General features: G+C 65.6%; 27 protein-coding genes and 1 pseudogene. 15 read left to right on the top strand and 13 right to left on the bottom strand.

Going from position 1 to position 25582, the window contains the following annotated elements; translation table 11 throughout:
• Positions 1 to 91: 91 nt before the first annotated feature.
• A complete protein-coding gene (locus M8I34_RS21115) occupies positions 92 to 817 on the bottom strand; it encodes an SDR family oxidoreductase (protein WP_250051155.1) in 726 nt (241 codons plus the stop codon).
• Positions 818 to 881: 64 nt separating this feature from the next.
• Here M8I34_RS21115 and M8I34_RS21110 point away from each other — a divergent pair, with 64 nt between their 5' ends.
• Entirely contained in the window at positions 882 to 1277 is a 396-nt protein-coding gene (locus M8I34_RS21110) for a MerR family transcriptional regulator (RefSeq protein WP_250051153.1), read from the top strand.
• Here the strand turns inward: M8I34_RS21110 and M8I34_RS21105 are convergent.
• On the bottom strand, positions 1232 to 2107 hold the full coding sequence (locus tag M8I34_RS21105; protein WP_250051151.1) for an IS5 family transposase: 876 nt from the start codon (positions 2105 to 2107) through the stop codon (positions 1232 to 1234). The genes M8I34_RS21110 and M8I34_RS21105 overlap by 46 nt on opposite strands.
• Before the next feature lie 416 nt (positions 2108 to 2523).
• Positions 2524 to 2757 carry a DUF6207 family protein gene (locus M8I34_RS21100; protein ID WP_250051149.1) on the bottom strand — a complete coding sequence of 78 codons (234 nt, stop codon included), beginning with the start codon at positions 2755 to 2757 and terminating at the stop codon, positions 2524 to 2526.
• Between the two features lie 201 nt (positions 2758 to 2958).
• Here M8I34_RS21100 and M8I34_RS21095 point away from each other — a divergent pair, with 201 nt between their 5' ends.
• The 7 genes and pseudogenes from M8I34_RS21095 (at position 2959) to M8I34_RS21065 (ending at position 12981) form a co-directional block, all read left to right on the top strand.
• Positions 2959 to 3666: an HNH endonuclease family protein gene (locus tag M8I34_RS21095; protein WP_250051147.1), complete on the top strand. Its 708-nt coding sequence runs from the start codon at positions 2959 to 2961 to the stop codon at positions 3664 to 3666.
• 237 nt (positions 3667 to 3903) lie between these two features.
• Complete coding sequence (locus M8I34_RS21090; RefSeq protein WP_250051145.1) at positions 3904 to 5130, top strand: hypothetical protein; 1227 nt, start codon at positions 3904 to 3906, stop codon at positions 5128 to 5130.
• Complete coding sequence (locus tag M8I34_RS41665) at positions 5127 to 7085, top strand: caspase family protein (RefSeq protein ID WP_250051143.1); 1959 nt, start codon at positions 5127 to 5129, stop codon at positions 7083 to 7085. Before M8I34_RS21090 ends, M8I34_RS41665 begins: the two co-directional genes overlap by 4 nt.
• Entirely contained in the window at positions 7082 to 8116 is a 1035-nt protein-coding gene (locus M8I34_RS21080) for a MoxR family ATPase (RefSeq protein WP_250051141.1), read from the top strand. Before M8I34_RS41665 ends, M8I34_RS21080 begins: the two co-directional genes overlap by 4 nt.
• Before the next feature lie 10 nt (positions 8117 to 8126).
• A pseudogene (locus M8I34_RS41970) lies at positions 8127 to 9527 on the top strand (SAV_2336 N-terminal domain-related protein); the annotation flags it as partial.
• Positions 9528 to 10382: 855 nt separating this feature from the next.
• The gene (locus tag M8I34_RS21070; RefSeq protein WP_250051137.1) at positions 10383 to 11372 is read left to right on the top strand and encodes a restriction endonuclease; all 990 of its coding nucleotides are present in this window, start codon (positions 10383 to 10385) and stop codon (positions 11370 to 11372) included.
• A 712-nt stretch (positions 11373 to 12084) separates the two neighbouring features.
• Complete coding sequence (locus M8I34_RS21065) at positions 12085 to 12981, top strand: DUF5655 domain-containing protein (RefSeq protein ID WP_250051135.1); 897 nt, start codon at positions 12085 to 12087, stop codon at positions 12979 to 12981.
• A gap of 171 nt (positions 12982 to 13152) precedes the next feature.
• Here M8I34_RS21065 and M8I34_RS41965 read toward each other — a convergent pair whose 3' ends face one another.
• Positions 13153 to 13575 (bottom strand): ATP-binding protein, encoded by a 423-nt coding sequence (locus M8I34_RS41965; RefSeq protein ID WP_374210957.1) that lies wholly within the window; start codon positions 13573 to 13575, stop codon positions 13153 to 13155.
• A 294-nt stretch (positions 13576 to 13869) separates the two neighbouring features.
• On the opposite strand from M8I34_RS41965, the gene M8I34_RS21060 reads away from it, so the two are divergent.
• On the top strand, positions 13870 to 14106 hold the full coding sequence (locus M8I34_RS21060) for a DUF397 domain-containing protein (protein ID WP_250051133.1): 237 nt from the start codon (positions 13870 to 13872) through the stop codon (positions 14104 to 14106).
• Between the two features lie 94 nt (positions 14107 to 14200).
• Positions 14201 to 15094, top strand: a complete 894-nt coding sequence (locus M8I34_RS21055; protein ID WP_250051131.1) for a helix-turn-helix transcriptional regulator — start codon at positions 14201 to 14203, stop codon at positions 15092 to 15094.
• A gap of 21 nt (positions 15095 to 15115) precedes the next feature.
• On the opposite strand, the gene M8I34_RS21050 is transcribed toward M8I34_RS21055, so the two are convergent.
• The 6 genes from M8I34_RS21050 to M8I34_RS21035 all read right to left on the bottom strand — a co-directional run bounded on the left by M8I34_RS21050 (position 15116) and on the right by M8I34_RS21035 (position 19475).
• Positions 15116 to 15940 (bottom strand): SAM-dependent methyltransferase, encoded by an 825-nt coding sequence (locus M8I34_RS21050; protein ID WP_284050583.1) that lies wholly within the window; start codon positions 15938 to 15940, stop codon positions 15116 to 15118.
• Positions 15941 to 16117: 177 nt separating this feature from the next.
• A complete protein-coding gene (locus M8I34_RS21045; RefSeq protein ID WP_250051126.1) occupies positions 16118 to 16636 on the bottom strand; it encodes a hypothetical protein in 519 nt (172 codons plus the stop codon).
• On the bottom strand, positions 16620 to 17588 hold the full coding sequence (locus M8I34_RS21040) for a helix-turn-helix transcriptional regulator (RefSeq protein ID WP_250051124.1): 969 nt from the start codon (positions 17586 to 17588) through the stop codon (positions 16620 to 16622). The genes M8I34_RS21045 and M8I34_RS21040 overlap by 17 nt, the downstream gene beginning before the upstream one ends.
• Positions 17589 to 18695: 1107 nt before the next feature.
• A complete protein-coding gene (locus M8I34_RS41375) occupies positions 18696 to 18947 on the bottom strand; it encodes a DUF317 domain-containing protein (protein WP_308372499.1) in 252 nt (83 codons plus the stop codon).
• 165 nt (positions 18948 to 19112) lie between these two features.
• Entirely contained in the window at positions 19113 to 19235 is a 123-nt protein-coding gene (locus tag M8I34_RS41370) for a hypothetical protein (protein WP_284050582.1), read from the bottom strand.
• A gap of 27 nt (positions 19236 to 19262) precedes the next feature.
• Complete coding sequence (locus tag M8I34_RS21035) at positions 19263 to 19475, bottom strand: hypothetical protein (RefSeq protein WP_250051122.1); 213 nt, start codon at positions 19473 to 19475, stop codon at positions 19263 to 19265.
• Between the two features lie 185 nt (positions 19476 to 19660).
• Between M8I34_RS21035 and M8I34_RS21030 the strand changes: the two genes are divergently transcribed.
• On the top strand, positions 19661 to 20500 hold the full coding sequence (locus M8I34_RS21030) for a hypothetical protein (RefSeq protein WP_250051120.1): 840 nt from the start codon (positions 19661 to 19663) through the stop codon (positions 20498 to 20500).
• On the opposite strand, the gene M8I34_RS21025 is transcribed toward M8I34_RS21030, so the two are convergent.
• Both M8I34_RS21025 and M8I34_RS21020 read right to left on the bottom strand, forming a co-directional pair.
• On the bottom strand, positions 20488 to 20748 hold the full coding sequence (locus M8I34_RS21025) for a hypothetical protein (protein ID WP_250051118.1): 261 nt from the start codon (positions 20746 to 20748) through the stop codon (positions 20488 to 20490). The genes M8I34_RS21030 and M8I34_RS21025 overlap by 13 nt on opposite strands.
• A 133-nt stretch (positions 20749 to 20881) precedes the next feature.
• A complete protein-coding gene (locus M8I34_RS21020; RefSeq protein WP_250051116.1) occupies positions 20882 to 21328 on the bottom strand; it encodes a hypothetical protein in 447 nt (148 codons plus the stop codon).
• 418 nt (positions 21329 to 21746) lie between these two features.
• Here M8I34_RS21020 and M8I34_RS21015 point away from each other — a divergent pair, with 418 nt between their 5' ends.
• Both M8I34_RS21015 and M8I34_RS21010 read left to right on the top strand, forming a co-directional pair.
• Positions 21747 to 22442, top strand: coding sequence for an SDR family oxidoreductase (locus M8I34_RS21015; protein ID WP_250051114.1), 696 nt, complete (start codon positions 21747 to 21749; stop codon positions 22440 to 22442).
• A gap of 202 nt (positions 22443 to 22644) precedes the next feature.
• Positions 22645 to 23409 (top strand): SDR family NAD(P)-dependent oxidoreductase, encoded by a 765-nt coding sequence (locus M8I34_RS21010; protein WP_250051112.1) that lies wholly within the window; start codon positions 22645 to 22647, stop codon positions 23407 to 23409.
• Between the two features lie 52 nt (positions 23410 to 23461).
• Here M8I34_RS21010 and M8I34_RS21005 read toward each other — a convergent pair whose 3' ends face one another.
• The gene (locus M8I34_RS21005; RefSeq protein WP_250051110.1) at positions 23462 to 24070 is read right to left on the bottom strand and encodes a TetR/AcrR family transcriptional regulator; all 609 of its coding nucleotides are present in this window, start codon (positions 24068 to 24070) and stop codon (positions 23462 to 23464) included.
• A 381-nt stretch (positions 24071 to 24451) separates the two neighbouring features.
• Between M8I34_RS21005 and M8I34_RS21000 the strand changes: the two genes are divergently transcribed.
• Both M8I34_RS21000 and M8I34_RS20995 read left to right on the top strand, forming a co-directional pair.
• Positions 24452 to 25258 carry an IS630 family transposase gene (locus M8I34_RS21000; RefSeq protein ID WP_250051107.1) on the top strand — a complete coding sequence of 269 codons (807 nt, stop codon included), beginning with the start codon at positions 24452 to 24454 and terminating at the stop codon, positions 25256 to 25258.
• Between the two features lie 5 nt (positions 25259 to 25263).
• Entirely contained in the window at positions 25264 to 25470 is a 207-nt protein-coding gene (locus M8I34_RS20995; protein WP_250051099.1) for a hypothetical protein, read from the top strand.
• The last annotated feature ends 112 nt before the right edge of the window (positions 25471 to 25582 follow it).

Genomic DNA, 25582 nt, shown 5'->3' with positions numbered 1-25582 from the left:
GCTAGGGCCTGTTGCGAAAGTGCACTTGAGGAGCGGTGCCGCGCCCGGGACGGTGGCCGCGGGTGTTCACATCCGTCCCGGGCGGTTGGGCTTACGGCTTGGCGGCGTTCTGTGCGGACAGTTGCGGGTACAACAGGGCCGGGTCCTCGCCGAGCCGGGACTTCCACTGGGCCGTCCGCCCGTCGGCCAGCACTTCGAGAGAACCGGCCTCAAGGCCGTCCAACGCCGCCTTGGCGATCACAGCGGGGGCCGATTTCTCATCCTCGATGCTGGCCATCATGTCGGTGTCGACGCTTGCCATGGCCAGTGCCGTGACCTGGGTGCCCTGACCAGCGAGTTCGTACCGGATGCCGTTGGTCAGCGCCCAGGTTGCGGCCTTGGAAGCCCCGTAGCTGTTGGAGTGTTCGTACGCCATCCACGCCATGACCGACAACACGTTCAGCACGGCACCGCCGCCATTGGCGCCCAGGACCGGCGCGAAGGCACGCACCATGCGCAGGGTGCCGAAGAAGTTGGTCTCCATCTCCAGCCGGATGTCTTCCTCCGCGCCGTCAGTGAGCCGGGCGAAGGTCGACACCCCGGCGTTGTTGACGAGCAGTGTCGTGTCGTCGGCCGTGGCCGCGACCCGGGCAACGGACGCGTCATCGGTGACGTCCAGCATCAGCGGGACGACACCGGGCATCTCCGGGACGGTCTCGGGCCGGCGAGCGGTCGCATAGATCTTTTTGATGCCTCTGCTGCGCAACTCGGTGACGAAGCTGTGCCCGATACCCCGGTTCGCGCCGGTGACCAGCGCAATCTCGTTTCGAATGTCCATGCCCGCTACGCTAAAACCTCACGCCAACGTGAGAGTCAAGTGTGGGGAAAGGGGAAACGGGGCGATGAAGATCGGAGAGCTCGCTCAGCGGGCCGGTGTGAGCGTGCGCGCGTTGCGCTACTACGAGGAACAAGGCTTGCTCAGCCCGGAACGTACACCGTCGGGACAGCGCCGCTACACCGAGGACACCGTCGAGGTGGTGCGCCTGTTCCAGCAGTTCTACGCGGCTGGCCTCAGCAGCCGTTCCATCGCGGCACTACTGCCCTGCGTGAACCACGGCCGCACCACCGTCGCACAGCGCCGCATGCTGCACACCGAACGCGGCCACCTCGCGGCCAGGGTCGAGGAAATGACCCACACACTGCGCCGACTCGACCAGCTCATCACCGCTGCCGACCACCGCGGCGGGCTGGCTCACAGCCACTCGTTGAGGACTGCAATCAGCACGGTCGCCTCGTAGCGGACGGCGAGCTTGTCGTACCGTGTCGCGACCGCGCGGTGCCTCTTGAGGCGATTGATGCCGCACTCGACGGCGTGGCGCTCGCGGTAGTCGGCCTTGTCGAAGCTCGGGGGCCGGCCGCCGCGGGAGCCGAGCTTCGTGCGGTTGGCCAGCTGGTCAGCCTTGTTCGGGATGGTGCAGCGGATCCCGCGTTTACGCAGGTAGGCGCGGTTCTTTCGGGAGGCGTACGCCTTGTCGGCGCGGACGCGCCGGGGCCGGGTACGCGGTCGGCCCGTTCCTGGGCGGGGCACCCGGATGCGGCCGAGCACCGCCTCGAACTGCGGAGAGTCACCCCGCTGCCCGGCCGTGATCACGATGGACATGGGCCGCTGACCCTGCTCGACCGCCAGATGCAGCTTGGTGGTCAGCCCGCCCCGCGAGCGCCCGAGGCCGTGGTCGGCCGGCTCGGCCTGGACGCCGCCGGGCGGCTCCTTTTGGAGGTCCCCCCTTTTCCTGGCCCCGGCGGCGTGCTGGTGGGCCCGGCACACCGTGGAGTCCACGTTGAGGTCCCAGATGATCAACTCCCTGGCATCCGCCCGGGCCTGCAGCGCGGTGACGGTCCGCTGCCAGGTGCCATCCCGCTGCCAGCGGCGGAACAGGTCGTACGACCGGCCCCAGGGTCCGTACTCGTCGGGCATGTCCCGCCAGGGGATCCCGGTGCGGACCCGGAAGCGTATGCCGTCGATCAGCCGCCGCCGGGTCCATATCGGCGGCCGTCCCGGCTTCTCGCCCCTGGGTAACAGCGGTGCCAACACGGCCCATTGCTCGTCTGTCAGATCTCCACGCGACACGTGTCAAGATCACCGCACATCCAAAAATCCACTTCTGATACACGCCCTAGGGCGTCCACGGGCTGATCGGTGGCTCGTTGCGGTGGGATGTGGAGTCCGTGTGCTCGGCCTGCGGGCAGATGACGGCCGACTGCGGCCAGGATCTCCCTGCCCGGCTGCGGGACCGGTTGCTCGCTGACCACGGGCCGGCCACGTTGCACGTGACGAATCCGTCGGTGGAGCGCATCACCGTGATGCGGGTGCTGCGCGCTGCCCTCGGCGTCGGCCTGACGGAGGCCAAGGCTGTCGCGGGCCAGGCGCTGGCAGGGGCCTTCTCGGGCACGCTGCCCGAGATGGAGTACCTCGCCCGCGGGCTGCGTGGAGCCAGCGTCGACGCGGTAGCTGCCCGCTCCTGGGGACTGTTGGCGACGGGGTGTTCAGCAGGTGCCGGGATCGAAGCTGCCGCCGGGCAGGGGTGGGCGGCGCAGGTCGGCGTAGGCGCGGACGGTGACGCCGGCCTGGCCGGGGGTGTGCCAGGGGGCGGAGGGCCCGCTGGAGAGCCATAGCCCGCCGAGCGCGGCCACTGCCTGGGTAGCGGTTGCTTCGTCGGCCGCGGTGATGTCCACGACGACAAGTCCCGGTTCCCTGAGGTGCTCTTCGTAGATCTTCATGGCCTCACAGACGCGATGCCCGAGTGGGCAGTTCGTCCGAGGCGCAGAAGTCACCCGGTTGTGGGACGGCATGACGGACGACAACCGCACAGGGAGACGTACATGGACCGGCCGACGCGATCACCGGTTCGTTGGTTGACGTGTCCTGGTGCGGTGGGTAGACCCATGGGGCCTGACTCACCTCACCCGACAGGGAGCCTTATGTACCGCACGCGCCGCTTGGCGGTCCTTCCTTTCCCCCTCCTGCTACTCTCCGCGGCCGCGTGCACTCCCGCTACGACCGATGAGGACGCCAAGCCGTCCGCCGAGCCGAGCGCGACTTCCTCCGAGAGCACGAAGGGCACCCTGCACCTGACGGATGCGATAGGTCGGCTGACGGTGGCCCGCGAATCCCGGACCGGATACGAGCGCGACAAGTTCCACCTGTGGACCGACGCGGACCACGACGGCTGCGACACCCGCAAGGAGGTCCTGCTGGCCGAGGCGGTCAAGAAGCCCCGCCAGGGCAAGAGCTGCCGTCTGACCGGCGGCACCTGGCGCTCCTACTACGACGACCGCACCGTTACCGATGCCCGCAAGCTCGACATCGACCACGTCGTCCCCCTCGCCGAAGCCTGGGACTCCGGCGCCTCGAAGTGGACCGCGCAACGCCGCGAGCAGTACGCGAACGACCTGGGGGCCGACCGCAGCCTCGTCGCCGTCAGCTTGGGCCCCAACCGCACCAAGGGCGACAAGGACCCCGCCGAGTGGATGCCACCCGCCAAGGACGCCACCTGCACCTACGCCACCGACTGGATCACCGCGAAACTCCGCTGGAAGCTGACCGCCGACCCCACCGAAGTCAGAGCCCTGCGGACGATCGCGGCCGGCTGCCCGGATGCGACGGTGACGTTCAAGCCGGCACCGTAGCCGCACCGAACCGACCACCTCTCCCACAGTCCATGGGTCCGGCGCCCCGTCCCTAAGCGACCCGGGCATCCCGGCAGAAGCTGCCGGCCGGGGCGCGAGGCGGGTAGAGCGATCGTCCAACTCATAGGGAATGAAAGGGGAATGATGCTACTGGGGTGTCCGTGGATCGCCCCACCTCGAGACTCTCAGCAGATACGCTCGTGCAAGCTGACGGCACAACAGGGAGGTCTGGTCTGCATGCGGTTCGTCTTCGTTCACGGGACAGGCGTGCGCCGCGAGCGGTTCGACCAGTTGGTGGCCCTTGTCGCCTCGGGCTTAGGCGCGCGACTTTCCGACGCAGATGTGGTTCCGTGCTACTGGGGTGATGCCTTTGGTGCGTCCCTGGGGGCAGGCGGTGCCTCAATCCCTGGGAAAGACGCTGTGCGGGGCATGGCAGCGACAGGCAGTCCGCTCGACCGGGAGACCGCAGAATGGCAGCTGTTGGTGACAGACCCGCTCTGCGAGCTGCGTGTGTTAGCCGAGACGGCTGCTGCGGATGATGACGGCCTGCGCATGCCGGGTGTCCGAGCCGCGGGGGCGGAGATCGCTGACGCTTTGGCTCAGCTGAAAGATGCTCCTTCGCTCAACGAAGAAATATCCTCCCTTCTCGACTCCACAGGTATAGCCGCTGCCTTCAGCGAAGCACTTAGAGCCGTCGACAGCTCTGCGGAATTCTTGGGCGCATGCGAGATGACCTCTCGCGCCCCAGCCGTTCGCGAACTAGTGGCGACCACCGCTCGCTCCGTCGTTGCGCAGTCCCTGAGTGTCGCCGGGGATGAGGCTCTGTGCACTGGCGCGGAGCGCGACCGTCTGGTGGACCTCGTCGGTGCCCGGCTGGGTGGCACAGGCCGGTTCCCGGGAGGCCGGCCGGCAGCGGTACTTGGAAAACTCGCCCTACGATTGACCACCCAGCCTGCTCTCAATCGCTGGCGCGCATCACTAACCACGCGGTCAGTACCAGCACTTGGAGACATCCTGCGGTATCAGGCCCGGGGCCAAGCCTTGCGGAACCACCTGAAAGACGTCATCACGGCGAGTTCCGAGCCGACTGTCGTGATCGGGCACAGCCTGGGTGGCATCGCCCTGGTGGACCTCTGTGCTCTGACGGCCGTCGACGGAAGGCCGCTGCCAGGAGCGTACCTACTGGTCACGGTCGGTTCACAGGCACCGTTTCTGCACGAACTGGGCGCCCTCACCGGACTGCAACCCACTGCTGGACTGCCCCTCCACTTTCCTCGGTGGCTCAACATATTCGACCGTACGGACCTTCTCGCATACCGGGCACAACCGATCTTCCCGGACGACCTCCGTGTCATCGACCACGAGGTGAGCAGTCGGCAGCCGTTCCCCCTGAGCCACAGCGCGTACTGGAAGCTCGATGCGGTGTATGACCGGATCGTGGAGGAAGTCGAGAAGCTGCAGTGAGTACTGCCGGGCCCGAAGGGATTGATCCACGCCGCGTCTTCGCGCTTGTGGTGGGCATCGAGTCGTACGAGATCAGCCACGAATGGGATCTTCCCGGTGCAGCTCGCGATGCGTTGCGGATTGCTGAATGGCTCACCGACATCGCCGGGGTACCAGACAGCCAGGTGAACCTGCTGCTCTCACCCCTCGACCGAAGCCAGCCTGATGCGCCAGGGCGTCACTACCTCACACCAACCCAGGAAAATGTCGAGCGAATCCTCTTCAAGGAACTGCCCGCATGCGACGGTGATCTGCTGTGGATCTACTGGGCTGGACACGGTTTTCTCGATCAGTCCCAACAGATGCTCCTACCGTACGTGGACGCCACCTGCGACTGGACTACGCACCTCAACCTGGAGGCGGCACTGCGCTGGTGGAAAGGCGCTGGACCGGCCGACAGCCGATTCCGTCGACAGATTGTGATTGGTGACGCCTGTCGGATCGATACCCGATGGGCGAGCAAGCTTGCTTTCGGTGAGAAGGAGTACGGGGCACGCCCGCCGGACCCGGAGCGGCGCCAATTCACGCTCTACGCCGCGCACGCCGGCGAGGTCGCTCAGAACCTCGCTGACCGAGGCGCAGGCCAGTTCACTGACGCCCTTATGCGTCGGCTCAATGAAGCCACCCTTGACGAGAGTGTGCAGAGACTCGTCGATATCGCCCGATCACTGCAAGCCGACTTCCGGAAACTACGGTTGGAGGGGCTGGCGTGGCAACACCCGCAGTTCGTCATCGACCGAGACTGGAGCGGATCTACGATCTTCGGTGATCGTTGGACCGATCCGGCTTCGGCGGGCCCCGGAGCTCCATGCCTGGACCAGCTTGCTTGGAGGGAGCTCGGGCAGCTTTTGCATGATCGAAGGACTCCCGCTTACACGCACGATGCATACCGCTGGGCGTTTGACATCACCGGCTGCGCGTTTCCGGCGCATCGCGGGCTGCCACCCGGTGGGCTGACGGCCATCGCCTACGACCTTGATGCCCGGCAGGGCAGGCAGCGGGACATGCCCCTGACGCTGCCCTTCATGCGCCACCTCGCCGCGCGCTCCTCCGAGCCTACGTGGGCTGACGCAGTTGACGCCTGGGTCGATACCACCCGCGAGCGCCTGGGTTCAGCGCCTATACCCGCCCCTCCCGGACCGGACCCGGAACCACCAGGTCTGCATGTGCACCTCACGGATGACCCGGAAGAAGACAGTGTTCACTGGGTCCGGATGTGGATCTACCACCAAGGCGTCTTCGAGGCCGTTTGGGAGTCGGGTCGGCCTCTGACCATGGCAGCAGTGCGTGACCGCTTGGCCGAGCAGTTGCTTGTGAAGCGGGATGTCGGTCTGGTGCGTATCGAATTCCATCTTCCCTATGGGCTGCTGGAGGAAGAGTTCGAACATTGGCGGTTGCCCATCGGCAGGCGAGGCAAAGAGATCGAACTCGGATGCCACTACGAGATCTTGCTGCGCTGCCCCGACGAGCGCGACGGGATGGCGGGGGAGTATTGGCGCCGTAAGTGGCAATGGTTCAAGGCGCATGGCAGTGAGGACCCAAAGGCCGTGCACGAGCTCGGCGACCATGATGTCGGAGAGGCTCTGGGGGTGTTTCTTCAAGCCACCGAGCCCCCCGTGTGCGTGCTTGCCGACGTGTCCGAGCAGCATCTGCTGGACACGCTTGATGCTGTGCTGGACGCCGGCGTACCCATCGCTGTCTGGCCACGGCGTGGAAAGGCGACACAGGACCGGGATGGCATGGCTGCGAGGCTTGTGGGCGCAAACCGTATGGATCTGAGGCGTCTTCCCGCCTTACTGAAAGCTCGACGGATACCCTCGCCAGGAGCCCTCGCCGACGGAGGGCAACTGTGGCCCCCCTTGGCGCTGATGTGGGATGACCCCGAACGCCTACCTGAAAGGAGGCCGCTGTCATGACGCCGAAGGAATGGTGGATCTACCAAGGTCCGGGAACCGTTGGGCAGAGAAATTCGCGGTTGGCTGAACAGCGTCCTCCCTGGCGGGACTTCAAAGGGGTTGAGGATCCGGAGTATGCGCCTCCGGGAATCGACGACCCCGCATGGCAGGAGACACACCGCCGGGGCACTGGATATGTACCGGACACGGCGGAGAAGGACGCGGTAAATACAGCCCTGTACCTACGCCGACCGCTGCTGGTTACAGGAAAGCCCGGACTCGGTAAGTCCACGCTCGCGTACAGCATCGCCGCTAACCTGGAACTCGGTCCTGTGCTGCACTGGCCGATCACGAGTCGTACCACTTTGCGTGACGGGCTGTACCAATATGACGCGATCGGCAGGCTCCATGACGCCAATCTGCGCCATCTTCGGCAGACCCCCGATGCCCCTGTAGACCTGTCCATTGCGCCATATCTGCGCCTTGGGCCGTTGGGAACTGCACTACTACCCCAGGGCCGACCCCGGGTGTTGCTCGTAGACGAGATCGATAAGAGCGACATCGACCTGCCTGGCGATCTGCTCACAGTGTTTGAAGAAGGAGCCTTCGAAATTCCCGAGCTTGCGCGGGTCGCGCGGCAGCAGCAGGAGGTGAGAGTCGGAACGCAGGACGATCCACAGGCGCGAGTGCGGGTGGCTCGTGGCGGCGTAACGTGCCGCTCATTTCCCGTCGTCATCCTTACCAGCAACGGAGAGCGAGATTTTCCTCCGCCTTTCCTGCGACGATGCATCAGACTGCATATGGAGCCTCCAAATAGGGAGAAACTAACGCAGATCGTCCGGCAGCGGTTGGGCCTGGACTCCACCGCTGATGAGCGCTACCGAGACCTTGTCGAAGCCTTCATTGAACGACGAATGGATGGCGACCTCGCAACTGACCAACTTCTCAACGCCGTCCAACTGCGCCTGAAGGGCGCATGGTCCGAGGAAGCCGATCGAGCACAGTTTTTTGAAACTGTGCTGCACCGGCTCACTGGCCCTTCCTCCGTGTGAGGACCCTCCGATGATTGAGGAGCTGCTCGCAGCACTAGAGGAATCCGGCGTTGAAGCGGGCCCCGAGGAATTGGCGGACATCCTATGGCTGGCCGCGAGCATCGGCAGCGACGAAGGGCACGCCGAAGCAGCCGATAGACAACAGCCACACCTCGGTGACCATGGGGGCACGCCTCCGAAAGGTACTGGCGCAGGCGAAGTCCACACTCAGGCGGGCGAAGAATACTACAGCGCTAAACCCCCCGCGAAGAGTGGAAGCACTTACGAGCCGGATAGCCGACAGGGCGAATCCGTACTGGTACGGCGAGCGCTCGCCCTGGAGAACCCCTTGGGCGTTATGCGGGCGCTGCGCCCGCTGAGACGTCGAACTGCGCCCGGGGTCCATAGCGCGGAATTGGACGAGGAACTCAGCGTCACCCACAGCGTGGAACAACGGATGGTGGTGCCGATCCTGAAGCCTCAGCGTGGACGCTGGCTCGACCTGGCTTTGGTCATCGATACCCATCACTCAATGCTGCTCTGGCATGACCTGGTGAGCGAGCTCTGCCGCACCATCGCGCAAACTGGCATCTTCCGCGATGTGCGAGTGTGGTTCCTGACCGGCACTGAGCGAGACGCTACGCCGACTGTCGCGCACACAAGCAGCGGCGAACCACGTCGCCCCCAGGAAGTTGCCGATCCGTCCGGCCATCGCCTGGTACTGGTAGTCACGGATACCGTCGCCGAAGGATGGAACGGTCCGCGTCTGCGATCGGTACTCCGTCATTGGGCCACACACAACCCACTGGCATTGCTGAATGTCCTGCCACGCAGACTGTGGAACCGAGGCGCAATTGCCCCATCAGGTGTGCTCGTACGGGCTCCGCGGCTGGCGGCCCCGAACGTATCGTGGCGTATGGCTGCGACAGGCCAGAGGGAAGGGCGGACCCGGACGAGATCGGGGCCCCGAAGCAGGGCGAGGCTCGCTGGCAGCATCGCGATTCCGGTGCTGGAGGCTTCTCAGGCGGGACTTGGATTGCTGGCGGCGCTGGTCGCAGGTGAGGGCCGATGGAGCAGAGTGTCGTGCCTGACAATTCCTCGTACGGGCAGCGAGTCTGAAATGTTCGCCCCTCCGGCGTCTGTCGCCGGCCCTGGACCCGATGTAGTGGAGGCGATGCGTCGCTTTCAGGAAAGCGCTTCCCCTGGCGCCCAGGAGTTGGCAGGCTATCTGTCTGCGGTCCCCTTGACTCTTCCCGTGATGACACTCGTGCGCCGGGCGATGTTGCCGCATGCCGATCACGGCCACCTCGCAGAGGTCGCTCTTGGCGGGCTTCTTGAGAACTGGCAGGAGGTACCGGCAGAATCCGATATGGGGCGCTTTGAGTTCAGCTTCCTGCCTGGCGTGCGCGAGGCCCTGCTTGGTTCCCAACTGCGTCACGAAGTCACTGCTGTTCAGGAGCTGGTTCGGTCGGAGGTGGCGGAGTACTTCGAACGGCTCGCCGGTGGATCGGGTGGTGACTTCCCGGCAACTCGCACAACGTCCGGGAGGATGGGAGAGCGGAGCATCGACCGGGGGGCGATTCCTTTCGCGAAATCCGCTGCGCCACGGGCAACGCCGGTGGCAGAGACTCGGCCAGAACAGCTTGGTGTTCACCCAGCGGCATATGCGGGAGACTCACGGGAGCAGCTGCCAGCCTATGTAGAGCGCGAGTTCGACGCCGAGTTGAGAGAGGCAATCCACCGAGCTGGCTCGGGGGAGGACGTTGGTATCGTCTTGGTGGGGGAGGCTGGCTCGGGCAAGACGCGATCGGCTTGGGAGGCCGTCCGCACCTTGTCAGACGGGTGGGTCGTGTGGGCACCAGCAACGGCCGAAGAGCTGCGGAGTGGGATGGCGCGGCTAAGCCCACGCACGGTGGTGTGGCTAGACAACTTGGAGCGGTTCGGCGACGCGCCGGCTCAGTGCTACCTCATGCATCCGCCCCCTCTGATGGTCGCCACAGCTCGGTCCGAGCACTGGGAATTCAGAATTCCGGAATCTGTCAAGAGGCTCGCAACAATATTCCACGTGCCCGGCAACCTCGAAACGACCGTGCGGAGGACAGTTGGGGCTGGATTCCAGCCGCCCCTGACCGTGCGACCGCAATATAGAGCCGAACTTTCCTCATTTGCCGTTTCTGGCAGTACCGTTGCAATGGCGTCTGTTCCCACTTCCGACGGTAGAACGCACCTTGCCACGTATAGTCGGCCGGAGGGGGAAGTTAGAACGTGGGACCCGGGTACGGGAGCCATGGTCGGCAAGCCATTCACCTTGCGCGAATCTGGAATCGTGTCGATCGCTGCTGTCCGAATGCGCGGGGGATCTCCGCTCCTCGCGACCATCAACGAACACGGTGAGGTGCGCTTGTGGGATGCGACCAGTGGAAGGTATCAAGGTGTTCGGTATCCAGCTCCCCAAAAAGATGTATTGGCGATGACGGAATTTCAATACGGAGATGATCCACCTCTTCTTGTTGCCTCGGGATACAGGGGGATGTTTCAAACTTGGGATGCAAGAAATGGAGGCTCGTCCAGAATTTCATACACGACGGGCACGTTCCCTGGTCGGGGGTTGACGTCGCTTGCCGATAACACTGGGCGACGTCGGCTAGCAACAGCTGACTATAGTGGTGCTGTGCAACTGTGGGACCTTGAGGCCCAGGAACCTGCATCACGCGATTTGATCACCATCCGTCCGCGCAAAGTACTGGCCATGGCTGCCATTGATAGACCAGGAAGTCACAGCCTTCTTGCCACGGTTAGCTATGACGATGTAATTCGCGTTTGGGACCCGTTTGCTTCGCCGCTCGACTGGGACTCATCACACGACAAACACCTCCACTCGCACGACAAACACTTCCAAGCAATGAGCCCGCGCGAGTTTGAGGGCTTGGTTTTGCGACTCCTCGACACCATGGGGAAAGAACAGTCGGCCGTGCGAGTGGGTGATCCGGGCGTGGATGCAATATTGTTTGACCGGGCTACAGGTGAAGAAATTCTTGTGCAGGTCAAGCACGTTCGAAGGGAAGTTTCTGCTGTCGCCCTTGAGCGTCTGGTCCAGCCCATGACGGATCGCGCTCCGCGTAAGGGAGTGGTCATCACAAACGGAAAATTCTCGGCGCCCAGCATTGAAATTGCTCAGAGTTTGGGGAGTGTTGAGCTAATCGATGGCTCGGCACTGCGAGGGTTGCTCCGAGAACATCTCGGAATTGAGTTCCTGTCCGATGTGCCGCCTGGCTAGTTGGGAGTGATCACGGCAGGTCTGCGGCAGCCCCTTCCGGGGAGCTTTCCCCGGAGCGCTAAAGAGCAGCAGCCACGGGGCGTCCTGAGTGCTGATGTGCGCGATACGAGGTGAATTGACGGCCATCTCGACGGTGTCTTTCGACGTACGAGCAGGCAAGTAGTCGGGTGGGGTTCGAACCCGTGAACTCGGGCCATGGCCCGATTACAACACCAACTCGCCGCCACCGCGATGAACTCCCACCGCCCCAAAGGGTGGTGGACAGACGTCCCACGAGCCCGCATTCGCACGTCTCACCAGGCAGCCCTCCGGCCCGCCGAGTAGAACTCGGCGGGCGAGGAGTGGAACACAGCGGCTTGGCCCGCGAGAACCCCAACGCCCTGGAAGCCTCCTCCACGCTCCCCGTTCCGTCCCAGGTCGCGCGGATGCTCGTAGGGCTATACCGGGCGCCCTGCACCTCGTTGGTTTGTTCGTGCATTTCGCGTTCTCCGGCGTGAGAGTGGTGTTGCCTTAAACACAGCTGGTCCGGGTTTTCTGCGCGTGTTCAAGAAGCCGTGGTGGACTCTTAATGATCCGTGGGATCGCCGGTTTGGCTAGCTGGCCATCCCGCGCTATGTTGCGTCGCTTCGAAGCGACCAAGCGCGCGGAGCCTCGCGCGAAAATAATCCAGCACCTCATCTGCGTTGGTGATGTCCGAGCCGAGGAGGGGAAGGTGTCGGGCCTGAAGTTGTTCCGCACGAACACGACGAATAGCGGTGTGACCGAGGTCGCGCCGCGTCTCGCTGAAGTCGAGGCGGATGTGCAGGGCCTCGTCGAGGCGCACATGGAGACCATGCTGGGAGTCCGGTTCCTGGCAAGCGAGTACAGCACCGGGCCCGTCCACGGCGGGCGCATCGACTCGCTGGGCATCGACGAAAACGGGGCACCCGTCGTCGTCGAGTACAAGCGGGCCGTCGACGCCGGGGTGATTCACCAGGGACTGTTCTACCTCGCGTGGTTGATGGACCACCGCAGCGAGTTCGAGCGTCTGGTCCGCGACCGGCTCGGGGCTACGGCCGCGGCCCAGGTGTTGTGGAGTGGGCCGAGACTGATCTGCATCGCCGGCGACTTCACGGGCTACGACGTGCACGCCGTGCGCGAGCACCGGCGCAGCATCGACCTGGTCCGCTACCGATACTTCGGCAGCGACCTCCTGGGCCTTGAGACCGTCGCATCCGTCGCTGGCCGGGCACCTGCTGCCCGGCCGGCGCGCCAGCTCGCGGTCGGGACCGGAGCGGGTAGCAGCCGGAGTGCGGCGCTGGAGGAGCTGGTGTCGTCGGTCGACGAGGTACTTCTCGGGATGGGCGACGGGGTGAACCGCATCCAGCGCAAGCAGTACCGCGCGTACCAGCGGTTGCGGAATTTCGCGTGCGTCTGCCCGCCGCAGAAGACCAAGCTGCTCGTCTACCTCAAGGCAGCCCCCAAGCAGGTCGACCTCGTGCCCGGCTTCACCCGCGACGTCACCGGACTCGGCCACCACGGAACCGGCGACCTGGAGGTGCAGTTGCGCACCCGGAGGGACCTGGAGCGCGCCCAGGAACTGTTCCGCGCGAGCTACGCGGCATCGTGAGACGGCCCGTGGCCGCACAGCTCTCCGTGGCCCGAAGCGAGCCCGTGGAGGGCATGTAGGCGAGGGTGCTACGTCGTGTGGCTGACTGCCGTGGCGGTTCAGGATGCGGGGGCGGGGCTGGCCCGCTCCGGGGACGAGCTTTGACGATCCGAGCTTGTGCTGGACGACGGATCACCAGGTGGCAGGTTGCGCAGCGGCAACGGGGATCTGGGCCCACACGACCTTTCCTGAATCGGCCATGACGAAGTGTCCCCAGGACTCACTCATCTGCTCCACGATGTGGAGCCCGTACCCCGACTCCGCAATCAAATGCGGGGGACTGATGACAGGTGGGTCAGCCGAGGGGTCCGTGACTGCACAGATCACCCCCGTGCCCCGCAATCCAATTGCGAGCCACCCGCGTTCGGCGGGATCCAGTAGGGCGTGCCGGATGGCGTTCGTCACCAGCTCCGTCGCCACCAGCACGACATCGTCGCGTGAGGAGTGAATGCTCCACCGACGCAGTGCCTCCTCCATGAGCCTGCGCGTGCCGGCCACGCTCTCCGCCTCTGTGCCATAGCGGAGTGAGACCAGCCCGCCGGAGGCCAACCCCATTGCCGCGGCCCAATCATGCCCGCCCCGCTTGAGGGCGCACACCACGTCCTTGGGCCACCTGCCGATGGTCGGCTGACGGGCAGGGGGACCTTCCCCTCCGATGCCGGGTTTGCACATTATTCATTCTCCCGGGGGCTGTTCCGCTGCAGGTATCGAACGGCGCTGAGCCGCCGCGTATGGTCCTACCCAGGGTTGGCAATTTCCACGGGAATTGCCAACCCTGGACATCACTCTCCGGTGAACTCATGGGATGAGGTTGGCCGGGAGGTTTGAGTAAGGTAGGGAGTGGGCGATATGCAGGAGTTCGCGAACGGCGTTCGGGCAAGTTCGATTCCGAACGTCATCTGGACGAAGAGCCGGAAGACGATAGAGCAGGGGCAGTGTGTGGAGACCGCCGCTCTGCCCGGGGGCGGTGTGGCGATCCGTAATTCCCGCGAGCCTGACGGGCCTGCCCTGGTATATACCCGGGCGGAGATGGTCGCCTTCCTCGATGGAGTGAAGGGCAACGAGTTCGACCACCTCGTCGTCTGAAACATGGCACAACTCGTCTCGTAATCGCGGTTGTTGCGAAAATCCTGGCTCCTCGGTGGATACTGTCTGACGACGTATCCACCGAGGAGTCAGCATGCGTTCAAACGTCAGGTCGATAGAGGAATACCTGGGGGAGGCCGACCGAAGTCCTACCGCTCTGGGGCTCATGCTGGCCCAGTCGCTGAAAGAGCTCCGCGAAGAGGCAGGGCTCACGCCCGCGCAAGCCGCGAAGATCATCGGTGTCCACGCGTCGCAGATGAGCCGGCTGGAGAACGGCCAGCGGCGCTGGCAGGAGACGGGCCTTGTAAGTGCACTTCGTGCATACGGCGTGGGCCCCGAGGGTGACCACCTCACGCTGCGTCTCCTGCGTGCCTCCGCGGAGTCGGAGTGGAAGACAAGTTTCCGCTCTGATGTGCTCCCGGGCTGGTTCAAGTTGTTCGCTGGCCTGGAGCCGGCAGCCAAGGAACTGCGGTCCTTCGAGAACCGCGCGGTGCCCGGCCAGCTGCAGTGCGAGCCCTACGCGCAGGCCATTATCGAAGGTGATGCGATGGGCGCCACAAACCTTGCCAGGCGCCGGCTGAAGCTCCGCAAGGAGCGGCAGGAGCGGGTGTTGCGCAAGAATGGCCCTGCCCAGTGGGTGGTGCTCGAAGAAGGCGTCCTCGACCGACAGTTCGCTGAACCGCACGTGATTCGCGCACAGCTGCTGCACCTCAAGAAGCTGCTGGAAGACCACCCCCAGATCACCGTCCAGATCCTGCCGACCAGGCTGGGTGTCTCGCGGCCCAGCGGTTCGTTCACGTACCTTCGCTTCGACCTGGAGGGGATTTCGGACAAGGTCTACGTCGAAGATCCGACCGGGGCCAAGTATTACGACGACGAGGAGGAACTCCAGGAGTACCAGATGACGTTCGACCGGCTCGCAGCCTCCGCGCTCGATGCAGAGCAGACACCGCGGATCCTGGACGAAGTGTTGAAGGGCCTCCAGTAGCTTCCTGCCTCCGGCAGACCATCATCCGAGGATTCTGGCCACGCCGCCGTACTCGATCCATTCATCCCCGGGCTGCTTGGGCGCCAGGTCCTCGGGCCGCCACTTCGAGACGTCCACCAGCTCACCGGGCGGAAGGACTTCCATCTCGTCGAAGTAGCGGTCCACCTCGTAGCGTTCCCGGACACGGCCCCAGTTTCCGCCTGTGCTCTCGCGCATGAACTCCGTAACCCAGGTTCGGACGCGCGGCTCATCGCTGACGAGCTGACAGATCACCATGAAGTTACCGGCGCCGAGCCTGCGGGCAACATCACGGACCAGTCTGCCGGGGTTGTCCTCATCCGGGATGCAGTGCAGAACGGAGACGAACAGGGCCGCAGTCGGCTGCGTGGTGTCGATCAGTCGCTTGACGCTCGGGTGCGTGAAAATGCGCTCGGTGTCACGCATGTCGGCCCGTATGACATCCGTGTTCTCGTCGGTCTTGAGCAGTGCCTTCCCGTGGGCGAGAACGATCGGGTCGTTGTCGATATAGATGACCCGTGCGTCAGGATGCACTCGTTGCGCCACTTCGTGCACGTTGTCCTGCGTGGGCAGACCAGACCCGTGGTCGATGAACTGCCTGACCCCGTACTCGGCGGCGAGGACATGCACGACACGTCGCAGAAACCTGCGATTGTTCTGCGCGAGGATCTCCGTGCTCGGAGCCTGGGCCGACAGCGCGGCGCAAGCGGCCCTGTCGACTTCATAGTTGTTGCGCCCACCCAGGTAATAGTCGTACATTCGCGCGACGCTGGGATTCTCCGTGTCGACCGGACGCACTTCATGCTGGGGTGGCTCCCCCTGGCTCATACGGCACCTCGCGCCCGCGGCAGTCACGCTCCGATATGGCAAGCGCTCAGTGTAGGCACTGGTGCAGTCCAGTCGTGAGTGCGAAGCATGAGACGGCCGCTCATGCCCGGGCATTCAGCCACTAGGCATATGCCCATGCCAAGTGAGAAGGGTCGTCAGGGCGGAATACCCACCGTCTCACCTGGCAATTGCCGCATGTTGCACGGCGCTTCGAGCCCAGCGAAGTTGGCCGATGATCACCGGCTGGGGAACACCCATGATCTGGGCCACATCGCGAAGTTCAAGTCCAAGTCGGTGGCGAAGGATCACTGCATCGGCCTGCTGCTCGGACAGAAGGAGACGCAGGAAATCCGGTTTCCGGATGCGCGCCCCTACACGGCCTGTGAGGGTTTCCCAGGCCACCGCGGGAAGGCAGGGGCTGCTCAGCGCTGCTTGCCAATTCCGTGCCAGCTCTGCCAGAGCGCCGTCCACCACCAGCTGCGTGGCGTCCTGGCACCTCAGCCGCACCTGGCTGTACCGGAGGTAGATCAGGCGGTATGCGCTGCAAAATGCTGTGAAGTCTGGACAGAGTTCAATGGGAAGCTCCTTGCCTCCAGGGATGCCGTCGCACTGCGCTGCATGCGAGGCCGGGGCCAGGCTGCCTTCGCCCGGGCGGTGGAAGGGGGCTTGGTGGGTGCCCTCAGTGCAGTTCACCATTCCCGTCGGTCCTCCCGGGGGTGTTGCTGACCCCTTCCTCTGACTGCTCGAAGGTGCACAGCCAGGCGTAATGGAACTCTTCCCACAGAGGGCGAACCTCTTCGGGGCATCCGTTCAACGCCGCGACCAGCGCACTGACTTCCGGCCAGTCGGGCAGATAGGTGCCGTCCAGTACCCGCTCCACCATTGAGGGTGAAAGGGCTCCGGAGCAGTCACGGTGCACGTCGGCCGGTGTCGGCCTGCCGGCTGCCGTGTAAAGGCCTTGCAGAGCATGGAACACGCGATCGGCTGCCTGTGTGACCGGCCGCCGGGTGGACGGCGCTATGCCGTGACTGGTCTCCCACAGATGCCGCAGAATTGCCGCATCGGCGCCGAAGCAGGCCATCATGTCCTGCATCACGGACCAACCGGGCAACCGGTCGCCGCTGAGAATGCGTGAGACATACGACGACGACATCCCAAGCGAAACCGCCACGTCCCGCAAAGCAAGTCCACTCGCTTCATGAAGGAAGGACAGGGCATCGGCAAGAAGCCGCGCAGCACGGTCCGCCGATGCCTTCTCGCTTAGGCTCGACTGCGATGACCTAAATGCAGACGAGTGCGTTGTCGGCAGGGGCAAAGTAGGGGAGAGCGAGGTGCGCTCGCTTAGTTGCCGGTTCAGTCTGTGCTCGGTTACCGACTCGTTCCAGCGTTCACGCGCCGTCTGGGAACTGATCTGGGCAGCCCGCGCGACCCTGTCCCAACTCGTGCCCCTGTGCCTTGCGTCGAGCACGGCACCGGCACTGTAGTTTTCGACTGCTCTGACAAGCTCCCTTGCGCGTCCCAACAAGGTCGGCAGATCCTCGCCGGCGTGCTCGCCGGCGAGCAGCTCCCGCGCCATGCGAGGAAGACCTTCAGCCATGTGCAGCCCCAGGCGCTTCGGCTGCACATCAGGCGAAGCGCCGTTGTTCACCCGTCGGGCTCTGTCCCGACAGCCCGACGAGCAGTACTTCCTCTTCCGGCCGGGCCCTTCCCTCTGCATGATCCCGACACCGCACATGCAACATGCGTTCAGCGCTCCCCTCATGGGGATTCCCTCCCTGCTGTCATTTTCTGCAATGACGCTGCTGTTTCAGATTTCCGGGCAGTTCATTGATGACGCCATGACAGTGCCATCGCCGCAGAGGACGGCCCGGCGGAACGAGATCCCCGACCCGCCGGGCCGCCTTGCAGCTAGCGGCGACGGGCGCGCAGGAAGCCGAGATAGGAACGCATAGCCATTCCCGTGCACGCAGTCAGGGCGAAGGCGCCCCAGGGAGTCTCCCAAGCGTGACCAGCCAGCAGCGTGGGTACAACCATCAGTGCTAGAAGAGACCCCAGGTGCGTGACACCCCAGGCAATTTCCAAGCCACTTTCCACACCCGCGGGAAGGAGCCTGCTACGTTCGAAGCGGTTCGTGAAGAGAGCTACTGCCCTCAAAGCGTCCTGGTCGTCCATGCGAAGTCCTTTCTGATATGGACGGCTGAGCGCCCCGGCGTTGGTTTGCCGCCCGCCGGGGCACATCAACGGACGCTACCTCCTTCCGAGTTGGTTTCGCGACGCGTGAGGCCCATATCGCGAGAAGGCGCTTTTCTTTTCTTCTTCGTGCTGGTAAGTGCCACGCCATCGACACTCTTTCGCATTACCCAGTCGAACTGGTGGGCGTATTTCGGGGCTGGGTTCCTTTTGGCGCGGAGGATGGCCGAGGCGTTGGCCCTCAAGCCGAAGGCCTCATGCGCCCCTGGACATCTCAGGGCGCGGGCTCGTGGCCGCAACGGAGCCTCGGAGTCCAGTTGGCCGGGGGAGTGTGCTTGGGCGAGTTCGACGGTGAGGGGCCGTAGCACTGCGGCCGGGGTGTACGGGGAGTGCGTGGATGTCCCAGGTGGGTCGGTCAACGCTGCCGCCGCCCCAGACGGTCCACGTCGGCAGGAAGCCGTCGGGGGTGAGTGCTGCGGAGGCATCGAACTGCACCCCGTAAGCGCCACTTTGGGGTGTCCATTGGACCCGGGGACCTCCATGGTCTGCTTCCATCCCGCTTTGGTCAGCGGTTGGTCGCCTCGGTGATGGTCTGCTCGGAGGGACGTGTCCAGTGTCCGGCCGCGTATGCCCAGTCGCTGGCCAGTTCGTCGAGGAGGGCGCGCACGATCTCTACTGGCGTGGCGGCGTTGGCGGTCGTGTGCCAGGCCCTGGGGCCTACGGGAGATTCGTAGGCGGCGATGGTCCAGGTGATTTCCTGTGGTTTGGATTCGTGGGTGAATTCCCCGCGCGCTGCGAGAGATTCATGGTTGGCGATGGTGGTGTCGTCTCGCCAGTCCGTTCCCTGTCAGGTTCTGCGTGTTGAGCTGCGGACATGAACAGGTGAGGGGCGGGCGAGCTACCAGAGGCCGCTCACCAGCCCCTCGTTTCACCGAGCGTCAGCGCGGTTCGGTCGTCGGCCAGGCTCGGGAATAGCGCACAGTCAGCGTCCGGCCGCCACGGGGGCGTGGTTGGCGGTGGCGTGGATGCGGCCGTCGCGCAGGACTATTGCACTGCTGGTGAGCGTGGTCGTGACCAGGTCGGTGGCGCGGGGTTCGGGGGCCACCACCGGGAGGCGTGCGGCGTCGGTCAGTCAGGCTCGGGCGTGGAGGTACGGCTCGATCCCGTCGGCGGGGATCCCGTCGCGGATCATCAGGGTGAAGGCGAGGATCCGCCGCGCGCCATACCAGACCGCTGCGTGCGGGGCGTCGACGAGCTGCTGGGCGCGGCGCAGGAGGCGGCGAACGCGGCGCCGAGGTCGGCGGGAATGGGGCCGTGAGAGCGACACGCAGAGGGGCCATGCCACGCCATACACCTCGAACCCCTGTAGGCAGGAGGGTACTTACTGGACCGTGCCCCAATACAGCCCCCGTCGGGCGACTGCGGTAATCCACCTGCAGGGCCGAGGCTGCCAACGCACAGCTTGTTGACGCAGTCCTACGACGTCTGAAGGGCGGACTGCTGTGGCTGGGGCTTGGTACGTTCTGGGGTATGACGCTGCGTTCGGTGGATCTGCGCAAAGAGCCTGTGGAAGCCGTACTGGATCGTGCGGAGCGAATGCTGAGGGTGCGCCTCGATCGCGGGACTGTGGTGCGTAAGCGGCGGTCTGTGGGGGCGCGTACGGACCGCGATACGTGGGTGCGCATCGAGCGGCGTGGGCTCGACCGGATCGGGGTTCAGGGCGGGGATGGCACCGCGTCCGCGGAGGCTCTGCGAGGGATCGCCAAGCCGGCCTGGGTCGCTGGTGTTGCATGGCGGGACGAGGTGGAGCCGGTGATGTGGCGGGGGGACGAGACGGCACTGCTGCCGGGTGCACCAGTGGGGAGCGCTGTGGTGGCAGAGGACCCGAGTCTGGCTGAGGAGTGGTGGGCTTCGCTGAATGCTTCGCTGGAGGCCCTCGCCACGCAGCACACGAACCGGATCGCGACACCGGATACCGAGACGCTCACGCAGGAACTGGTCATGGGAACGATCCACAGCGTCTTTCCCGGCGTCGATATGGCGGTGGCCGATTGGCGTCCGGCCCATGCGGATCTCAACTGGGCGAATGTGACGGCGCCGGTGTTCTGCGTGTTCGACTGGGAGGACTGGGGCATGGCCCCGTGCGGCCTGGATGCGGCAAATCTGTGGGGGGCCTCCCTTGCTGTCCCGGCTCTGGCCGACCGCGTCCGCAGAGAGCGGTGCAACGATCTGGCGAGCCGGGACGGCAAGCTGATGATGCTGTTCGTCGCAGCGAAGATCCTCGGCCCCTACTCTGATCCCGAGGATCCCCGCCTGGTCCCTGCGCGGAAGACGGCGGAGCAGTTGCTGCAGGAGCTTCAGGCGGGCTGACGGGCCTTGAGAAGTTGCCGGTACTCCCTAACCACGTTCTCGTCGACCTTGTACGACAGGACTTCGGCCAGCTCGCGCAGGTGCTCGACGTTGTCCGTGCCGACCGCGACCGCGTCAACCCGGGGCAGGCCGTAGGAGGAGAGGAACGCGGCCTGGGCCTTCGTGACTGACGCGGATCCCTGAAGGAAGACCCCTGGATCGAACCGCTCCCACACCTCCTGGGTCGTACTTCCGCTGAAGGGGCTCATCCCCCAGACCTGCGACGGACGCCACCGCGTTGCCAGGGCCTCCGCTGCTTCGAGGACGTCGACCCCGACCAGGGAGTTCGCCCGGCCGCCACTGCCTGAGTCTTCACGGGGCAGGAAGCGGTTGGACGACCGTTCATGCGGCACAGCCTCCGCGGCCGGCCCCAGATGTACTGCACACCCGCCTGAAAACAGCGCGCCTGGCAACTGCGCCGGGCTCAAGATGCCCTAGAGACGGAACTGGAAGAACTGGAGAGGGCGCTCCGGGCAGCTCCTGCAGACGACATACCACCTGAAACGGTTCCGGGAGGGCTCTCGCCGCTGCCCCCCCGGCGCGGAGTACATGCACCTCGTCGAGGTCGGTGATCAGCAGGCACATCGCGCTGTTGTAGGCGAGCAGGTCGAACTTGCCGTTCCGGACGCAGGCGGGGTAAGGGGCGAGCTTGTCCAGCACGGCGTGCAACTCGTCGTTCACGGCGTTGCACTCCGCGACCACCGCGTCGTCCGCGGCACCGGCGAGCCGGTAGAGGTGGTGGCGCTCGTCGTGGTCCAGGCGCAGCGTGCGGGCGAGCGCGTTGAGCACCTGCGGCGAGGGGGGCACGTCGCGGCCCTGCTCCAGGGCCGTCTACCAGGTGACGCTCATCCCGGCGAGCTGAGCGACCTCTTCCTGCGCAGACCGGGGGTGCGCCGCCGAGTGGTCGCCACGATGCCGAGCTCGCTCGGCGATATGCACTCGCGCCGGCCGCGCAGGAAGACGGCGAGCTCTCGGCGCCGGACAGCCGCGGCTCTCGAGGCCGATGGCATTGCCGGAACCGGGCGATGGGTCGGCCGGCTCCTCGGGCCGCGGCACGGTGTACACAACCATCAGGATCCTCCCGGGGGCCAGTCAGCCCCCACTCAGTCTTGAAACTCGCATCAGCAGTTGCTTGGTATCCGTCTTCGGGCCTGAAACCATACGGTCATCGGCCTTGTGCATCCTGCGTTGAAGGAGCCCTCCGAGCGTGTCCGCCGTTACGTCCCCCTCGCCGCATCCCGCCGACGCCCGCCACCTACTCGTGATCGGTGCCGGCCCCGGCATCGGCGCCGCCACCGCCCGTCGCTTCGCCCACGACGGCTACCGGGTGACCTTGGCCGCCCGGGACCGGGACAAGCTCGAGGAGCTCGCCGCCGACCTGCGCCCAACCGGGGCCGAGGTGGCCACTCTGCGCGTCGACGCGGCCGACCCCGGGCAGCTGCGCGAGGCGTTGAGCTCGCTCTACGCGGCCCCGAACCCGCCCGGCGTCGTGCTGTACAACGTTGCCCAGCTAACGCCCGACGACCTCCTGTCGGCCGCGCCCGAGGACCTGCTGGGCGCTTACACCGTGGACGTCGTCGGCGCGGTGGTAGCCGCCCAGGTCGCGGTGCCGGCCATGCGAGCCTCCGACGGTGGCACGTTGCTGTTCACCGGTGGCGGTCTGGCCGACCAGCCACACCCGAGCCTCGCCACGTTGTCCCTGGGCAAGCTGGGGCTGCGCGGGGTCGCGAACCTGCTGGGCACCCAGCTGGCCGACGACGGCATTCGGGTTTTCACCCTCACGGTCAACGGGATGGTCGAGCCGGGCACCCCGTTCGACCCCGAGCACATCGCCGAGCGGTACCGGCGGGTGATCGACGACGCCAAGCCGGGTTTCGTCGACGAGCACTTCAACGGGGCCTGAGCGGCGCCATCCGGACGAGAGGAGCAGTGCGCGTTGGACTGCTCGACAGCAAGGTCGCCTTCGCGCACGGCCCGGATGTCCGCCGGTTGCGAACTTTCCCGGGCTGGTGACGATGCCGGTTTCCCAGGGCCCCGACCGGCCGAGCGCGCTATGTGGTTCGGCCGTGCGGTTCGTAGCGGAGACCGAAGCAACGGAGTGGACCATGTCGACGCGCCTTGAGGGCAAGACTGCCCTGGTGACCGGAGCGACCAGCAACATCGGACGGGCCATCGCGCAGGCGTTTGCCGCCGAGGGGGCGCACGTCGTCGTCTCGGGCCGCAGCGCCGGACGCGGCAAGGAGGTCGTCGACGGCATCCGCGCCCGAGGCGGCCGCGCCGACTTCCTGCAGGCCGACCTGGACGGCAGCGCCGCCGCGTCGCAGGCACTGGCCTGGGAGGCGACGCGGGTCCTCGGGGGCCGCATCGACGTGTTGGTCAACAACGCGGGCATTTACCCCAGCAATAGCACAGCAACCACCGATGAGAAGACCTTTGACCAGGTCTACGCGGTCAACGTGAAGGCCCCGTTCTTCCTCACCGCGGCCGTCGCACCCGCCATGGCGGAGGTCGGCAGCGGAGCGATCATCAACCTCGGCTCCTGGATCGCCCGCCTGGGCATTCCGATCAGCGCCCTCTACAGCTCCACCAAGGGGGCCGTGGAAACCCTGACCCGGGCCTGGGCAGCGGAGTTCGGGCCGCGGGGGGTACGGGTGAACGCGATCTCGCCGGGCGTCGTGCAGACGCCCGCCCCCGGCGAGATCCACCCCGGTGAGGTCATGATGAAGGGCACCCCCGCAGGCCGGATGGGGACCCCCGATGCCATCGCGAACGCCGCCGTCTACCTGGCCAGTGACGAGTCGGCCTTCGTGCACGGCATCGTGCTGGACGTCGACGGCGGCCGCACCACCGTTGCCGTCATCGCCGACTGACACACGCTATTGCCCTGGGCGAGGCTGATGCGTGAAGCGCCCTTTCGCCAGGTCACGGACCTGCGCTGCCCGCGCGGCGCAGGTCCGTGATGCCTTGGCCGAGAGCGGCGCGCAGGTGGGTGGACTGACCCGTCGACAGCAGGATCGACACGCCCCCTTGTATCGCGGCCAGCAGGGCGGCAGCCCTGGCATCGACATCGAGTCCGGCGGGAAGCCGGCCAGCAGCTTGTAGCGACCGGATACCCACCGCCAAGCTCTCCTGCCAGCGACGCATCAACTCGATCACGATCGCCCGCGCCCCGGGGGCCGAGCGCCCGATCTGAAGAAACAGCGACCCGAGCGGACACTCGTCCCCTTGGGTCTCATAACGGTTGATCACCACATCCCGCCACCGCTCCCAGGCTTCCCATGAGTCCAGACAGCCCAGGTACGGCTGCTGGTCCTCCAGGACTTGATCCGCCTCGAACTGGGCAACCGCGACGAGCAGTTCGTCCTTGCCAGCCGGGAAGTAATGGAACAGCTGACTCTTGCTGGTGCTGGTCCGCGCCATGATGTCGTCCAACGTCGCCGAGCTGACGCCGTTCTCGCGCAGCACCGCCGCAGCCCCCTCGACGATCCGGCTCCTCGTTGCCTTCCCCTTCGCCGTCAGCTCCCCGCGCATGACCTGTCTCCTCAAAATGGACTGCACAGTCCAGTGTAATCTAGCGTCCCTGCCGCGCTCGACTACAGCGGGTTACCAAAAGCGGTGCAGCGGTCGACAGTCCGCTCACCGCTCGCACCTCCCGGACCGTGACACGTGCCCCGGAGTGCTGGGGGCACCCCCTGGATATCCGCGAGGCAGTTCGTTCGGCAACGGCCCCTTCGTCCAGGCACACCTGAAGCTTTCTGACGACCCCAGACAGCCACTTCTGCCGATCGGCCTGCCTGCCTTGCCTGTTGCCTCCGCGCGTCCGATTGCCCTGACCGTCGCAGAGCGGCACCTGCTGAAGAAGGCCGCCTGGGGCATAAGAGCGAGCACCGGGCCCGGCTGCGGGCGCGGATCGTGATCTTGGCGGCTCGGGGCAGGCCTAACGCGAGTATCGCCGTCGAGACCGGGGTGCACGTGGACACGGTGCGCACCTGGCGAGGCCGGTTCGCCGAGGGCGGCCTGCCGGCCCTGGCCGACCGCAAGCGCAGCGGGCGCCCGGCCCGCTTCCCCCCCGTGCAGGTCGCCGAGGCCAAGGCCCTGGCCTGCCAGCTCCCGGCCGAGACCGGGGTTCCGTTGGCGCGGTGGTCGTGCCCGGAACTGGCCGCCGAGCTGACCGCGCGCGGCGTCACCGACAGCATCTCGGCGTCCACCGTGCGCCGCTGGTTGCGGCAGGACGCCATCAGACCCTGGCAGTACCGGTCTTGGATCTTCATCCGGGACCCGGACTTCCGCGCCAAGGCCCAACGCGTCCTTGACCTGTACGCCCGCACCTACGAAGGCGAACCCCTCGGCGCGGACGAGTACGTGATCTCCAGCGACGAGAAGACCTCGATCCAGGCCCGCTGCCGCTGCCACCCGTCTCTGGCCCCCGGACAGGCCAAGGCGATGCGCGTCAACCACGAGTACGGACGCGGCGGGGCCCTGGCCTATCTGGCAGCTTACGACGTCCACCAGGCAAAAGCCTTCGGCCGTTGCGAGGCCACCACCGGCATCGTGCTGGTCATGGCCCTGGTCGAACAGGTCATGGCACAGGAGCCCTACGCGGGCACAAAGCGTGTCTTCTGGATCGTCGACAACGGCTCCTCCCACCGCGGCAAGACCTCCATCGACCGCCTGGCCGCCCGGTTCCCCAACGCCTTCTGGTCCACACCTCCTGGCTGAACCAAGTGGAGATCTTCTTCTCCGTCGTGCAACGCAAGGTCGTGACACCCAACGACTTCACCGACCTCGACCGGGTCAGGGACCGGCTCCGAAGGTTCGAAGACCGCTACAACGCCACGGCACAGCCGTTCCAGTGGAAGTTCACCACCTCCGACCTGGACGATCTGCTGGCCCGGCTCGACGGGCACACACTCACCGACCGACACCAATAGTCCTCCGGCGCCCTGGCCGCCTGATCAACCCCCGAAGGACTTCCAGCGCCAACCACTTACAGCGTGGTGCGCGACTGAGGTCGGGGTGTGTTGGCCTGGCGAGCTGGCTGGT

Origin of the sequence: Streptomyces sp. MCA2 (assembly GCF_023544705.1) — a bacterium.
In the GTDB taxonomy this organism is placed as follows: domain Bacteria; phylum Actinomycetota; class Actinomycetes; order Streptomycetales; family Streptomycetaceae; genus Streptomyces; species Streptomyces decoyicus.
This window is presented reverse-complemented; position numbering and strand designations above follow the sequence as displayed.